Annotated in this window: 14 protein-coding genes and 2 tRNA genes; 10 read left to right on the top strand and 6 right to left on the bottom strand. The window is 74.3% G+C overall.

Going from position 1 to position 13,422, the window contains the following annotated elements:
* Positions 1 to 789 (top strand): M23 family metallopeptidase (locus RWM17_RS07040; protein WP_314102286.1); only part of this gene is annotated, 789 nt, incomplete at its 5' end.
* Positions 790 to 941: 152 nt separating this feature from the next.
* Here the strand turns inward: RWM17_RS07040 and RWM17_RS07035 are convergent.
* Positions 942 to 2,699, bottom strand: coding sequence for a glycoside hydrolase family 13 protein (locus tag RWM17_RS07035; RefSeq protein WP_314102285.1), 1,758 nt, complete (start codon positions 2,697 to 2,699; stop codon positions 942 to 944).
* 63 nt (positions 2,700 to 2,762) lie between these two features.
* Between RWM17_RS07035 and RWM17_RS07030 the strand changes: the two genes are divergently transcribed.
* The gene (locus tag RWM17_RS07030) at positions 2,763 to 3,743 is read left to right on the top strand and encodes an aldo/keto reductase (protein WP_314102287.1); all 981 of its coding nucleotides are present in this window, start codon (positions 2,763 to 2,765) and stop codon (positions 3,741 to 3,743) included.
* A 44-nt stretch (positions 3,744 to 3,787) separates the two neighbouring features.
* Here the strand turns inward: RWM17_RS07030 and RWM17_RS07025 are convergent, their stop codons facing one another.
* A complete protein-coding gene (locus RWM17_RS07025; protein ID WP_314102284.1) occupies positions 3,788 to 4,354 on the bottom strand; it encodes a 2'-5' RNA ligase family protein in 567 nt (188 codons plus the stop codon).
* A gap of 121 nt (positions 4,355 to 4,475) precedes the next feature.
* Between RWM17_RS07025 and RWM17_RS07020 the strand changes: the two genes are divergently transcribed.
* The 5 genes from RWM17_RS07020 to RWM17_RS07000 all read left to right on the top strand — a co-directional run bounded on the left by RWM17_RS07020 (position 4,476) and on the right by RWM17_RS07000 (position 8,048).
* Positions 4,476 to 4,547: transfer RNA gene (locus RWM17_RS07020), tRNA-Thr, on the top strand.
* Between the two features lie 36 nt (positions 4,548 to 4,583).
* Positions 4,584 to 4,657 (top strand) — tRNA-Met (locus RWM17_RS07015).
* A 183-nt stretch (positions 4,658 to 4,840) separates the two neighbouring features.
* Entirely contained in the window at positions 4,841 to 5,992 is a 1,152-nt protein-coding gene (locus tag RWM17_RS07010) for a 3-oxoacyl-[acyl-carrier-protein] synthase III C-terminal domain-containing protein (protein WP_314102283.1), read from the top strand.
* Between the two features lie 2 nt (positions 5,993 to 5,994).
* Positions 5,995 to 6,867 carry a methyltransferase domain-containing protein gene (locus tag RWM17_RS07005; protein WP_314102282.1) on the top strand — a complete coding sequence of 291 codons (873 nt, stop codon included), beginning with the start codon at positions 5,995 to 5,997 and terminating at the stop codon, positions 6,865 to 6,867.
* Positions 6,864 to 8,048, top strand: a complete 1,185-nt coding sequence (locus RWM17_RS07000) for an NAD(P)/FAD-dependent oxidoreductase (RefSeq protein WP_314102281.1) — start codon at positions 6,864 to 6,866, stop codon at positions 8,046 to 8,048. The genes RWM17_RS07005 and RWM17_RS07000 overlap by 4 nt, the downstream gene beginning before the upstream one ends.
* Positions 8,049 to 8,152: 104 nt before the next feature.
* Here RWM17_RS07000 and RWM17_RS06995 read toward each other — a convergent pair whose 3' ends face one another.
* Positions 8,153 to 8,983: a UbiA family prenyltransferase gene (locus tag RWM17_RS06995; RefSeq protein WP_314102280.1), complete on the bottom strand. Its 831-nt coding sequence runs from the start codon at positions 8,981 to 8,983 to the stop codon at positions 8,153 to 8,155.
* A 279-nt stretch (positions 8,984 to 9,262) separates the two neighbouring features.
* Positions 9,263 to 9,577, bottom strand: coding sequence for a DUF3072 domain-containing protein (locus RWM17_RS06990; protein WP_192042170.1), 315 nt, complete (start codon positions 9,575 to 9,577; stop codon positions 9,263 to 9,265).
* Positions 9,578 to 9,629: 52 nt separating this feature from the next.
* On the opposite strand from RWM17_RS06990, the gene RWM17_RS06985 reads away from it, so the two are divergent.
* Genes RWM17_RS06985 through RWM17_RS06975 form a run of 3 tightly spaced genes read left to right on the top strand, consistent with a single transcriptional unit; the run spans position 9,630 to position 11,595 of the window.
* Positions 9,630 to 10,079 (top strand): MaoC family dehydratase N-terminal domain-containing protein, encoded by a 450-nt coding sequence (locus RWM17_RS06985; RefSeq protein WP_133737874.1) that lies wholly within the window; start codon positions 9,630 to 9,632, stop codon positions 10,077 to 10,079.
* Positions 10,076 to 10,507 carry a MaoC/PaaZ C-terminal domain-containing protein gene (locus RWM17_RS06980; protein ID WP_133737873.1) on the top strand — a complete coding sequence of 144 codons (432 nt, stop codon included), beginning with the start codon at positions 10,076 to 10,078 and terminating at the stop codon, positions 10,505 to 10,507. The genes RWM17_RS06985 and RWM17_RS06980 overlap by 4 nt, the downstream gene beginning before the upstream one ends.
* Positions 10,504 to 11,595: a UDP-N-acetylmuramate dehydrogenase gene (locus tag RWM17_RS06975; protein WP_314102279.1), complete on the top strand. Its 1,092-nt coding sequence runs from the start codon at positions 10,504 to 10,506 to the stop codon at positions 11,593 to 11,595. Before RWM17_RS06980 ends, RWM17_RS06975 begins: the two co-directional genes overlap by 4 nt.
* 7 nt (positions 11,596 to 11,602) lie before the next feature.
* Here RWM17_RS06975 and RWM17_RS06970 read toward each other — a convergent pair whose 3' ends face one another.
* Together RWM17_RS06970 and RWM17_RS06965 are read right to left on the bottom strand one after the other, a co-directional pair.
* Positions 11,603 to 12,262, bottom strand: a complete 660-nt coding sequence (locus tag RWM17_RS06970) for a response regulator (protein ID WP_399540232.1) — start codon at positions 12,260 to 12,262, stop codon at positions 11,603 to 11,605.
* 35 nt (positions 12,263 to 12,297) lie between these two features.
* Positions 12,298 to 13,422: sensor histidine kinase (locus RWM17_RS06965; RefSeq protein WP_314102277.1), on the bottom strand; the 1,125-nt coding region annotated here is incomplete at its 5' end.

The raw sequence follows: 13,422 nt of genomic DNA, 5'->3' as shown, positions 1-13,422 counted from the left end.
GCGCAGCGCCCCGTCACCCCGCGAGTTGCAGCCGCCCCGCGAGCTGCCGCCGCCACGACGGGTCCGGCCGCGGCTCCCCGCCAGCGCAGCTCGTTCCGCAGCGCGGGCAAGCGCGTCACGGTCGTCGGCGCCATGGTCTTCGCCGGCGCGATGCTCGTCTCCACCTCCGTCCCCGCGAACGCCTTCTTCGTCGACACCGACGAGCGGACGGTGGCCAAGAAGGCCGCCGCGAGCCAGACCTTCGTGGCCGGCGCCGCCGCGGAGGACGCCGCCTCCCGCGACGGCTACTCCGTCACCGAGATGAAGGTCGCGCCCGTCAGCGAGTACGCCTCGACGAGCTCCAGCACCTTCTCGAACGACGTCGCCGGCACCGTCCAGTGGCCCTTCGCGACCGGGGTGCCGATCAGCAGCGGCTTCGGCGGTCGTCACGTCACGAACTGCGGCTTCTGCAGCACGTTCCACAACGGGCTCGACTTCGTCCCGGGTGCCGGCTCGCCCATCCAGGCGATTGCCGACGGCACCGTCAGCGCGGTCACGGGCCCGGGGGGCGCCTTCGGCAACCACGTCGAGATCGAGCACGTCATCGGCGGCGAGAAGGTCACGTCCACCTACTCGCACATGCAGACCGGCTCCGTCCAGGTCTCCGTCGGCGAGAAGGTCACCGTGGGGCAGCTCGTCGGCAAGGTCGGCAGCACCGGCAACAGCACCGGTGCACACCTGCACTTCGAGATCCACCTCGGCGGCGTCCCCGTCGACCCGTACCCCTGGCTCACCGCCAACACGAACTGACCCGTCGGAGGTGCCCGCCGACCTGAGCAGGACGGTGATCGTCCCGGACAGGCTGGTGGCCAGCCCGCGCACGAGCCGCAGTTCATCCCCCCGTCACGACGAAGCCCCCGACCTCGGTCGGGGGCTTCGTCGTGACGGCAGGGGCGCGGCGCTCAGCGCACGTCGTCGACCGAGGCGAGCCACACGGCGGCGTTGGGCGGCAGCGCCGGCCCGTCGAGCGCCATCGTCGACAGCAGCACGTCGCCGACCGGCAGCTCGACCGCCACCTCGCCCGTGTTGGCCACCACGGTGACGCCGCCGGTGCGGAAGGCCACGACGCTCTCGTCGTAGCCCTCGACCCAGGTGAGGGGGGCGGCGCCGAGCTCGTGCTCCGCGCGCAGGGCGAGGGCCGAGCGGTACAGCTCCAGCGTCGAGCCGGCGACGCCCTGCTGCTCGTCACGGGCGTAGGTCGACCAGTCCTCGGGCTGCGGCAGCCAGGAGGCGCCGGTCGCGCTGAAGCCGAAGGCCGGCGCACCCGACTCCCACGGGATGGGCACGCGGCAGCCGTCGCGCCCGTAGCGCTCGCCCTCGGTGCGGAACCACGTCGGGTCCTGGCGGCTCTCGTCGGGCAGGTCGACCGCCTCCGGCAGTCCGAGCTCCTCGCCCTGGTAGAGGTAGGCGCTGCCGGGCAGCGCGAGCATGACGGCGGAGGCCGCCCGGGCACGGGCCAGGCCGAGCTCGGGGATCGGCAGGCCGGCGCTCTTCGGGCCGATGCCGTGGCCCTGCGGGTTCTCGGCCGTGAGGGCCAGGCGGCTGGCGTGGCGCACGACGTCGTGGTTGCTCAGGACCCAGGTGCTCGGGGCGCCGACGCTCGAGAACGTCTCGATCGACTGGTCGACGACCCGGCGGATCGCGGCTGCGGACCAGCCCGTCTCGAGGTAGGCGAAGTTGAAGGCCTGCTGCATCTCGTCGGGACGCACCCACTTCGCGAGCTTCGACAGGGGCTCGACCCACGCCTCCGCGACCATGACCCGGTCGCCGGGGTACTCGGCCAGCACCTGGTGCCACTCGCGGTAGATCTCGTGCACGCCGTCCTGCGCCCAGTAGGGCGGGGTGGCGTCGGCGGTCTCCCCGCCGCCCATGCTGCCGGCGTCGGCGGGCGGCGTGTAGTCGGGCAGGCCGTCGGCCTTGATCATGCCGTGGGCGACGTCGACGCGGAAGCCGTCGACGCCCCGGTCGAGCCAGAAGCGCAGCACGTCGACGAAGTCGGAGCGCACGAGCGGGTTCGTCCAGTCGAGGTCGGGCTGGGAGGTGTCGAAGAGGTGCAGGTACCACTGCCCGGGTCGGCCGTCGGGCTCGACGAGGCGCGTCCAGGCCGGTCCGCCGAAGACGGACTGCCAGTTGTTCGGCGGCAGGTCGCCGTCGGGCCCCGTGCCGTCGCGGAACATGTAGCGCAGACGCTCGGCCGAGCCGGGGGCCGCGGCCACGGCGGCGCGGAACCAGGCGTGCTCGGAGGACGTGTGGTTGGGCACGAGGTCGACGATCAGCCGGAGGCCGAGCTCGGTCGCCCGGGCGCGCAGGGCGTCGAAGTCGTCGAGCGTGCCGAAGAGCGGGTCGACGTCGACGTAGTCGGCGACGTCGTAGCCCGCGTCGTGCTGGGGCGACGTGTAGAACGGCGAGAGCCAGACCGCGTCGACGCCGAGGTCGGCGAGGGCGTCGAGCCGGGAGGTGATGCCGGGCAGGTCGCCGACGCCGTCGCCGTCCGCGTCGGCGAACGAGCGCGGGTACACCTGGTAGATGACGGCCGTGCGCCACCACTCGCCGCCGCGCTCGGCGCCGGACGACGGGGTCGACTCGATGTCGGGGACGGTCGTGGTGTCGGTCTCGGCGGGGGAGTCGAGCGTGTCGCCCGTGGTCTCGTGTGAGGACATCCCGCCACGATACGGCAGCGGCGGGGCGCCTCCGCCCGGTAGCGTGGGCCTCCCACGACACGGATCGGCGGACCCCTGGACTCCTTCATCGACCTCGCGAACGGCGACTGGTCCGACGACCCCCGCCCGTTCCCCCTGGCCCTCGGCACGAACGTCTTCGGCTGGACGGTCGGTGCCCCGACGGCGCTCGAGCTGCTCGACCTGTTCGTCGGCGACGGGGGCCGCATCGTCGACACCGCCGACGTCTACTCGGCCTGGCTGCCCGGCAACTCCGGCGGCGAGTCCGAGGCGATCATCGGCCGCTGGCTGGCCCGCCCGGGCAACCGCGACCGTGTGCTCGTGAGCACGAAGTGCGGCCAGCACCCGGCCGCGCCCGGCCTGTCGCGGGCGAGCATCCGCACCGCTGTGGAGGCCTCGCTGACCCGGCTCCGGACCGACCGCATCGACCTGTACTCGGCGCACTTCGACGACGACGAGACGCCGCTCCGCGAGACGGTGACCGCCTTGAGCGAGCTCGTCGACGAGGGGAAGATCCGCTTCGCCGGGGCCTCCAACTACTCGTCCGCGCGGCTGCGCCAGGCCCTCGCCATCGCCGAGAGCGACGGCCTGCACCCGTTCGTCGCCGTGCAGCACCCCTACAACCTGGTGAGGAGGGGCGAGTACGAGACCGAGACCGCCCCGGTCGTCGACCACTTCGGCCTCGCCGTCCTCCCGCACTCGTCGCTCGCCAGCGGCCTCCTGACCGGCAAGTACCGGGGCGGCGACGCTCCCCGGTCGTCGCCGCGCGAGGGCCGTGCGGCGAGCTACGCGACCCCGCAGGCCCTCGGGGTCGTCGAGGTCGTGGCCGAGGTCGCGGAACGGCACGGGGTCGCACCTGCCGCCGTCGCCGTCGCCTGGCTCGCCTCGAGGCCCGGCGTCGTGGGCGCACTGGCCAGCGCCCGCACCGTCGAGCAGCTGGACGACCTGCTGGGCTCGGCGTCGGTCGAGCTCGACGACCGCGACCTGGCCGCCCTCGCCGCGGCGTCCGCACCCCAGGCCTCGTAGAGGCACCGCCCGGGCGGGCGGGACCGGCTCCGAGGAGGCGGGCGTCAGCGACCGAGGACGACGACGGTGCGGACGCTCGGGTCCCAGCGCCGACCCGAGACGAGGCTGCTGGCCGGGGTCACGACCGGGCCGCGGGCGCCCTCGGGGGCCTCGCGCGCCTCCTCGTCCTCGAAGGCCTCGACCGCGGCGAGGGCCCGGCCGACCGCCTCGGCGTCGAGCCGGCTCGCCAGCGTGACGTGCGGCACCCAGAGGCCGGGGGAGGAGTGGGTCACGTCGTCCTCGCCGCCCACGATCGCGTGCACCTCGGCCTGGAGGTCGAGCAGGGCACGCGTCGCGACGATCGACCGCACGAGCACGTGCCCCCGGCCGTGCCCGAAGACCAGGGGTGCGCCGAGCACGACCGGCAGCGGGAGCAGGCGGTCGAGCAGCTCGGTCAGCGCCGGGTCGGCCGTGCCGTCGATGCCCCGCCGAGCGAGCAGCGTCACGTGCGGGGAGTTCGAGCTGCTCGCGTGGTCCGCCTGCGACGGCAGGCCGGCGTCGGAGAGTGCGGCCCACTGGGCCCGGACCCGGGCGTCCGCCGACCCGTCGAGCAGGAGTTCGATGCTGTGCACCCGTCGATGATGGCCTCGTGGAAGAGGCGCGCGCCCGGTGTCCTCAGAGGGCTCGCGGCTCTGCTACCCTTGTCTGGTGCCGATCGGCAGTCGCCCTCCTGGGCCGGCTGAGCGAGGTCACGCCCCGATAGCTCAGTGGTAGAGCACTTCCATGGTAAGGAAGGGGTCGTCAGTTCAAACCTGACTCGGGGCTCCGGCTGGTCACGGTCACGCCGTGCAGACAGCTTGCGGCGGGGTAGCTCAGTTGGTTAGAGCACACGGCTCATAATCGTGGTGTCGCGGGTTCGAGTCCCGCCCTCGCTACCGCAAGGCCCTGGACGTGCATCCGCACGAGCGGGGCCTTTCTCCTTCCCGGGCTGCGCCCCTTGGGCTGTGTTTCCAGGGCTGTGCCTCCCGGGCTGTGCCTCCCGGGCTGTGTGTCTCGGGCTGTGCCCCTCGGGCTGCCTTCCTGATCGTCGTGCCCTGCTGGTCGCCTACGCTCGGGGGATGTCCCCGAGCATCCACAGCATCGGCACGGCCGTTCCCCCGACGATCATCGGGCAGGACCACATCCGTGACGTGTTCCGCAGTCAACCGGATCTCGGCCGCCTCGCACCTCGGCTCATCGGGGCGGTCTTCGACGGCGCCCAGATCGACACCCGCCACACGGTGATCGACGAGCTCGGCGCCGAGCAGCCCGGCCAGCCCGACGCCGCCCCCGTGTTCTTCGACCGTGCCGAGGGCCGCATCCTGCGCCCCGGCACCGGAGCCCGCAACGACGTCTACGTCGAGCGGAGCCCCGATCTCTTCGTCCGGGCCGCCGAGGAGGCGCTGGCCGGCGCCACGGGGATCACCGCCGCCGACGTCACCCACGTCGTCACCGTCTCGTGCACCGGCTTCTTCGCGCCGGGCCCCGACTACCTCCTGGTGCGCCGTCTCGGGCTCGCGCCCTCGACCCGGCGGCTGCACATCGGGTTCATGGGCTGCTACGGCGCCTTCCCGGCCCTGCGGGCCGCCCGCGACACCTGCCTCGCCGAGCCGGACGCGGTCGTGCTCGTGGTCTGCGCCGAGCTCTGCACCCTGCACCTGCGCAGCTCGGACGACACCGACGCGATCGTCGCCTCCTCGGTCTTCGCGGACGGCGCCGCGGCGGCCGTCGTGTCGTCCCGGCCTGCGGCGGCCGGTGCGCCGGTGCTCGACCTCGACGTGCTCGAGACCGTGCTCACGCCCGTCGGCGAGGACGACATGGCGTGGAGCATCGGCGACCAGGGCTTCGACATGGTGCTGAGCAGCTACGTGCCGCACATCGTCGAGGAGCACGTCGACTCCGCGCTCGCCCCGCTGCTCGAGGCCGGCGGCGTGGCCGTCGACGAGATCGACGGCTGGGCCGTGCACCCCGGCGGCCGCAGCATCCTCGACCGCGTCGAGTCGCAGGTCGGCCTCAGCGAGGCGCAGATGGCGCCGTCGCGCCGGGTGCTGCGCGAGTACGGCAACATGTCGAGCGCGACGGTCCTGTTCATCCTCCGTGAGCACCTCGAGGGCCGAGGAGGCGCGGACGACGCACCCGCACCTCCCGCCGTCCGCAGGGTGTGCGCCATGGCCTTCGGGCCCGGCCTCACGGTCGAGAGCGCGTTGCTCACCCGTCGGGTCGGCGACTGACCGTGGTCGTCTCGGGCTCGAGGAGGTCGCGGGATCCCCGCGGCCCCGTCGTCGACGTGGCGCAGCGCGACACCGGCCTCCGCGAGCTGATGGACGACCCTGCCTGCGACCTGGGCCAGCTGAGGCGGACCTACGCCGTCTTCCCGCTCGTGAACGGGCTCGTGGCCGGCTGGCGCCGCGCGTACCAGGAGCGGATCCGGCCGCTCCTCTCCGCCGACCGGGCGACGACCCTGCTCGACCTCGGATCGGGCGGCGGCGACGTCGCGAGCTCGCTCGCCCGGTGGGCGCGCCGTGACGGGCTGCGCCTGGCGGTGACGGCCGTCGATCCCGACCGACGCGCCCACGACTTCGCGAGCGCCCGTCCGGCCGACGGCGTCGTCCACCGGTGCGCCTCGAGCGGCGACCTCGTCGACGCCGGCGAGCAGTTCGACGTCGTCGTGTCGAACCACGTGCTGCACCACCTCGACGACGCGTCCCGGGCCGACGTGCTGTCCGACAGCCGGGCGCTCGCCCGCCGGCTCGTGCTGCACAGCGACATCCGGCGGTCGCGCGCTGCCTACGCCGGATACTGGGCGGGGACCCTGCCGCTCGCGCGCACCTCCTTCGTCCGGGTGGACGGGCTGCGCTCGATCCGCCGCAGCTGGACCCACGCGGAGCTGGCTCGTGAACTGCCCGCCGGCTGGACGGCCCTCCGCCGGCCGCCGTTCCGCGTCTGGGCCGTGCTCGACCTCGACCTCGCCGACGCCGCGACCGCAGGCCGGGTCGAGACCGAGGGCGAGACCGAGACTGAGACCGAGATCGAGATCGAGACCGAGATCGAGACCGAGGGCGCAGGCGCAGGTGCGGGCGATGTCGAGCCCGGGCCGCGCTCGTGATCACGCACGACGTCGTCGTCGTCGGCGGCGGACCGGTCGGCGTGCTGGCCGCGGCCCTGCTGGCGGCGCGCGGCCTCGACGTCGCGGTCTGGGAGCGCCGTGCCGAGGCGCCGAGCCTCTCGCGTGCCATCGGGGTCCACCCGCCGTCCCTCGACGTGCTCGACCGGGTGGGTGCGGCCGAGCCGCTCGTCGCCGACGCGGTGCCGGTGCGTCGCGGCGTCGCCCGCAGCGGCGGCCGCACCCTCGGCACGGTCGACTTCGACCGGGCGCACCCCCGGTGGCCGTTCGTCGCCGCCCTGCCGCAGCACCGCACCGAGCAGCTGCTGCGCGACAGGCTGGAGTCGCTCGCGCCGGGCTCGCTCCGGCGCGGTCTCTCGCTCGACGGGCTCGAGCAGGAGCCCGACCGGGTCCTGCTCCGCGGGACGGCCGCCGACGGACCTGTTGAGGCGGCAGCCCGTTTCGTCCTCGCGGCCGACGGCGCCCGCAGTCCCGTGCGCGGCGCCCTGGGCATCGACGCCCCCCTGCACCGCTACCCCGACCGCTACGTGATGTGCGACGTGGCCGACGACACCGGGCTCGGCGCGGACGCGGTCGTGCACCTCGAGCGACGTGGCGTCGTCGAGTCGTTCCCGCTGCCGGGCGGGGTGCGCCGCTTCGTGGTGCTGCTCGATGCTCACGCCGCCGACACCGGGACCGCAGCCGAGGCAGGCGCCGCGCCCGCCGCCGAGCTGGTCGCGGGCCTCGTCGCCGACCGCACCGGCCTCGACATCGACCCCGGCACGGCGACCATGACGAGCGCCTTCGGCGTGCAGCGCCGGCTGGCCCGGCGCACGGTCGCCGGGCGGGTCGTCCTGATCGGCGACGCCGCCCACGAGATCAGCCCGATCGGCGGCCAGGGGATGAACCTCGGCTGGCTCGACGCGGACGCGGTCGCCTCCGTCCTCGCGCGGGCCCTGCGCTCGGCGGGAGGGCGACGCCTCGATCCCACCCTGTTCCGGGCGTACGAGGAGGCGCGTCGCCGGTCGGTCGCCCGCTCGGCTCGGCAGGCGGAGATCAACATGGCCCTCGGCCGTCCCGTCGGGCCCGTCGTCGGTGCGGCCCGGCAGGTCGGCCTGTCGGCGGCGCTGCACCTGCCGACCCGCCGGCTGCTCGCCTCGCTCTACTCGATGCGCTTCGTCTGACGGCGTGCTGCGTCGCGTCCTCGCGGCCGGTCAGCCCATGCTGGTGTCGCCGGCGAGATGCTCTTCTTCTTTCAGGACGCTGAGTCCTGAGGCGACCTGCCGGGTCAGGCGACGAGTGCCGTGCCCGCGAGGGCGAGCGAGAGGACCAGCACGAGCGCAGCCGCGATGACGAGCCGGAACAGCCCCCGCGTCGCCCCGCCGCGACGCACGAGCCTCGCGCCGACCGCGGAGAGCACCAGGGCGGTCGCCGCCCCGACGAGGCCCGCGCCGGTGCGGACGGGCGTCAGCGAGTCGTCGAGGAGGAGCCCCGCAGCCGTCACGACCGCCGCCGTCCCCAGGGCGGCGAAGGCAACGAGCCCGGCGCCCAGGCGTCCGAGCCGGTGGGGCAGCCCGACGACGCCCGTCCGGGCGTCGTCGTCGAGGTCGGGCAGGACGTTGGTGAAGTGGATCGCGACGCCGAAGGCGGCCCCGACGATCATCGCCCAGGCGGCGGGAGCAGCTGGCGGCGCGGCGGCGAGGGTCACCACGGCGGGCAGGGCACCGAAGCCGACGACGAACGGCACGGCCGACCACGCCGTGCGCTTGAGCCCGAAGTTGTAGGCCCAGCCGGAGGCGAGGAAGAGAAGGTGGGCGACGCCGGCGGCCCAGCCGAGGACGAAGGTCACGGCGATCGCGACGACGGTCACGACGCTGACGGCGGCGACCGCAGTCGAGGTGGAGACGAGGCCCAGCGCGAGGGGCTTGTCGCGGCGCCCGACCTGGCGGTCGCGCGCAGCGTCGACGAGGTCGTTCGAGAGCCCGATCGAGAGCTGACCGGCCAGCACGGCGACGCCGAGCAGCAGGATGCGGCCGACGCCGAGACCGACCGCCGTCGCGAGGACGACAGAGAGCACGGTGACGGCGACGGTGGGGCCCGGGTGAGTGGACCGCGCCAAGGCGCCCAAGGTCGCGACGGGTGAGCTCGTCACGAGCACGTCCCGCGGCGGAGACGGCGAAGCGCAGGAGAAGCAGGCACAGGGGGAGATCGAGTGAGCACGCCCGGGTCGGGGGAGACCCGAGCGTGCTCGTCAGCCGCTCGCAACCTTCGGGGGGACACGTGGATCAGGACCTGTCCCTGGCTGTCGATCGAGGGCTCGCGTCGAGTTACCATCCCAGACGTGGGGGAAGTGTACGACGCGAGCCCTCGCAGCGGTAGACCCATCGAGCAGACTCGGCTACTGGCCGCGGCCGGTCTTCTCCTGGAGGCGGTCGATGTGCTCGCTCGCCTTGGCCTTGCTCAGGTCGGCAGGCAGCTCTTCGCCTGCCTCGCGGGCGAGCGTGTCGAGGTAGCTCTTCTGCGGGCCGGTCATCGGCTCGTCGCCGGTGACCCAGTCCTCAGGGTCCTTGGAGGCGGTGGTGGAGGGGTCGGGACGTTCGCCGCCCAGGGTCTCTCCGGACCCGGCGTCGGCGCCGGAGGCAGGTGCCCCGCCGCCCTCGGGTGCTGCGGGGTCGACGGGCGTGATGTCAGGGTCGATGTTCGAGTCGCTCATGGGGAGAACGTACGCCGCGCCCCCGACATCGGCCCCGGTTAGACTCGACGCCGTGCCTGTGAACCCCGATCTGCAAGGGCGGGTCCTCCCGCCGGCCCCCGCCTACCTCGTCGGCCGGGAGAAGGTGCGCGAGTTCGCCCGTGCCACCGGCTCGACCAGCGCCCTGTCGCTCGACCCCGAGGCCGCGCGCGCCGCCGGCCACGCCGACGTCGTCGCCCCGCCGACCTTCCCCGTCGTGGTGCAGGAGGCGACCCTCGCGCAGCTCCTCGCCGAGCCCGACGCGGGCATCGACTTCTCCCGGGTGGTGCACGGCGAGCAGCGCTTCCGCTACAGCCGGCCCGTCGTGGCGGGCGACGAGCTGACGGCCACGCTCACGGTGACCAGCGTCAAGTCCCTCGGCGGCAACTCCATGGTGACCGCCTCCTCCGACATGGTCGACCAGGCCGGGGCGCACGTCGTCACCGCGGTGTCCACCCTCGTGGTGCGGGGGGACGACGCGTGAGCGCCCTCGAGGTCGGCCAGGTCGTGGCCCACAAGACCTACCCGCTGACGCGCGACTCGCTCGTCCGCTACGCCGGCGCGTCCGGCGACTTCAACCCGATCCACTACCGCGACGACGTCGCGGAGTCTGTCGGCCTGCCGGGCGTGCTCGCCCACGGCATGCTGACCATGGGCACCGCGGTGCAGCCCGTCGTCGAGTGGCTCGACGGGTCGGGCGACGACGCCGGCGTGATCGGCTGGGTCTCCGACTACCAGGTCCGCTTCACGCGTCCGGTGGTCGTGCACCCGGCCGACGGCGCCGAGCTGTCCGTCACCGCGAAGGTCGCCGCGCTCGACGACGAGGCCGGCACGGCGCGGGTCGACCTCACCGTGACGGTCGACGAGAAGACCGTGCTGGGCAAGGCCCAGGTCGTGGTGACCCTGGCGTGACCTCCTTCTCCGAGCTGACGACGATGCGCGTCGGCGGCGAGCCCGCGCGGTTCGTCACGGCCGACGGCACGGACGAGCTGATCGACGCCGTCCGCGCCGTCTGGGCCGACGACGAGCCCTGGTTCGTCCTCGGCGGCGGCTCGAACACGGTCGCCTCCGACGAGCCGTTCGAGGGCACCGTGGTCCACGTGAGTACGCGCGGCGTCGAACGGCTCGACGACGTCGACGGCCGGGTCCGCCTGCGGGTCGCCGCCGGTGAGCCCTGGGACGACCTCGTGGCCCGCACGGTCGACGAGGGCTGGTCCGGCCTCGAGGCGCTGAGCGGCATCCCGGGCTCGACGGGCGCCTCTCCGATCCAGAACATCGGCGCCTACGGGCAAGAGGTCTCGTCCACGGTCGTCTCGGTCGACTTCCTCGACGCCGACACGGGCGAGTTCGTCCGCGTGCCCGCGGCGAACCTCGGCCTCGGCTATCGCACGAGCGTGTTCAAGCAGGGCCGGGCGGGCGTCGTGACGGCGGTCGAGTTCGCGCTCCGCGACGAGGGAGGCGCGAGCGAGCAGGTCTCGTACCCGCAGCTCGCCGGGGCCCTCGGCGTCGACCTCGGGGCCCGGGTCTCGGTCGCCGACGTGCGGTCGAGCGTCCTGGCCCTCCGCGCCTCCAAGGGCATGGTGCTCGACGCCGACGACCGCGACACGTGGTCGAGCGGCTCGTTCTTCACCAACCCCGTGGTGTCCCGTCAGGCGGCCTCCGAGCTGCCCTCGGACGCCCCGCGCTGGCCGATCGACCCCGAGCCCCAAGACCGGGTCGTGCCGCTCGGCGAGACTCCGGCACCGCCGCCTCCGCCGACCAGCGGGGCCGTCAAGCTCAGCGCCGCCTGGCTGATCGAGCACGCGGGCGTCGCGCGCGGCTTCCGCCTGCCGGGCTCGGGAGCCGCGATCTCGACGAAGCACACGCTGGCCCTGACCAACCGGGGCAGCGCCTCCGCCGACGACGTGGTCGAGCTCGCCCGCTTCGTGCAGCAGCGGGTGCTGGCCGAGTTCGGCGTCCTGCTCCGCCCCGAGCCGGTGCTGCTCGGCCTCGACCTCTGACCTGACGTCAGGCGCGCGTCGCGGGCAGCCAGCCGCGTTCCATCGCGAGGGTGACCGCGCGCGTGCGGTCGCCCACGCCGAGCTTCTCGAAGGCGTGCTGCAGATGGGTCTTCACCGTGGCCTCGCCGACGAAGAGGCGCAGGCCGATCTCCCGGTTCGAGCAGCCCTCGGCGACCAGGACGAGCACCTGGGTCTCGCGGGGACTCAGCGGCGTCGGCGTCGACCCGACGGGGCCGTCCGCCCCGACGCCCGTGACGCTCGCCGGGGCGCCCACCTGCGCTGCCGTCCGACGAGCGCGCCCCACGAGCAGCGCCGCCATCGACGGCGCGAGCGCGACCTGCCCGGCGACGACCGAGCGGAGCCCCGCGAGCAGCTCCTCCTCGGGAGCGGCCTTGAGCAGGTAGCCGCTGGCGCCCGCCTCGACGGCGCCGAGGATGGCGTCGTCCGACTCGTAGGTGGTCAGGACGACGACACGGGCGGTCGGCACGTCCCGGAGCACCGCCTCCGTCGCGGCGACGCCGTCGAGCCGCGGCATGCGGAGGTCCATGAGCACGAGGTCGGGCCGCAGCTCGGCGGCGAGCTCGACCGCCTCGACGCCGTCGGAGGCCTGGCCGATGACCTCGAAGTCGGGCGTGGCCGTGAGCATCGCGGTGAGCCCCTGCCGCATGATCGGGTGGTCGTCGACGACCAGGGTGCGGACGCTCACGACTGCTCGCCGCCGGGCAGGTGCGCGGCCACGGTCGTCCCGGCCGCACCGCTGACGACCTCGAGCCGCCCGCCGGCCAGCCTCAGCCGCTCGTCGAGGCCGTCGAGCCCGAAGCCGTCACGGGACGCGGCAGGATCGAACCCGCTGCCCTCGTCCCGCACCGACAGCACGACGTCCCAGCCGGCCCCGCGAGCGAGCGCGACGTGCGCCGAGCGCGACCTGCTGTGCTTGCGGACGTTGGCCAGCGCCTCCTGCGCCGCCCGGATCACGACGACCTGGTGGTCGCGCGTGAGGGCGAGGCCCGGCTCCACGTCGACGGTCACCGCGACGCCGCTCTCGCGCGCGAACCGTGCGGCGAGGCGGCGCAGGGCGTCGGCGAGGTCGCCGCTGTCGAGCCCGGAGGAGGCGGTGGCCGCGACCAGCGTGCGGGCGTCGGTGAGCGCGTCCCGGGCCGACGACTCGATCAGGTCGAGCTGGGCGAGGCCGGCGGCCGCGTCGCCGGCGGCGACCGACGTCCGTGCCTGCTGGCTGAGCATCACCAGCCCGGTGAGGCTCTGCGCGACCGTGTCGTGGATCTCGCGGGCGAGGCGCTCCCGCTCGGCCACGGTTCCGGCCTCGCGGTGCCGGGTGGCCAGCTCGTCCTGGGCAGCGCGCAGCTCGTCGAGCAGCCGGCCGCGCTCGACGCCGGTGCGGGCGATCGACGTGATCCAGGAGCCGAGGGCGATGCTGAAGAGCAACGAGAGCCCCTCGCTCGTGGCGGCGGTCGCGAGCGTGTCCGCCGACCAGCCGAGGCTCGCGACGAAGCCCGCCGAGATCGAGAGGCAGAGCAGCACGTTGGCGACGATCGCCGAGCGGGGCGTCGGGAGCACGGTCCAGAGCAGCGGCATCGAGAACGCCTGCAGCACGGCGAGCGGCGGTGCGCCGGCGACGGCCAGCCCGCCGACGACCACGACCGCCGCGACGACCACGACCTCTGCCCGGCCCACCTGGTCGTCGTCCCTCCGCACGACCGGTCGGGCGAGGATCAGCCAGGTCAGGACGAACAGCCCGGTCGCGGCGAGGGCGAGCGGGCGGCCGCCGACGGCGCTCGACACCGCGCTGCCGTCGGCGCTGCTGCCGGC

Source organism: uncultured Frigoribacterium sp., from assembly GCF_963515265.1.
Lineage (GTDB): Bacteria > Actinomycetota > Actinomycetes > Actinomycetales > Microbacteriaceae > Frigoribacterium.
Note: the sequence above shows the minus strand (reverse complement) of the source record. Positions and strands in the feature narration are given on the sequence as shown.

What these genes read in the sequence shown, in the direction of transcription:
- RWM17_RS07035 (WP_314102285.1), bottom strand. Translation starts at nt 2,699, where the DNA reads ATGTCCTCACACGAGACCACGGGCGACACGCTCGACTCCCCCGCCGAG.
- RWM17_RS07010 (WP_314102283.1), top strand. Translation starts at nt 4,841, where the DNA reads ATGTCCCCGAGCATCCACAGCATCGGCACGGCCGTTCCCCCGACGATC.
- RWM17_RS06990 (WP_192042170.1), bottom strand. Translation starts at nt 9,577, where the DNA reads ATGAGCGACTCGAACATCGACCCTGACATCACGCCCGTCGACCCCGCA.
- RWM17_RS06970 (WP_399540232.1), bottom strand. Translation starts at nt 12,262, where the DNA reads ATGCGGCAGGGGCTCACCGCGATGCTCACGGCCACGCCCGACTTCGAG.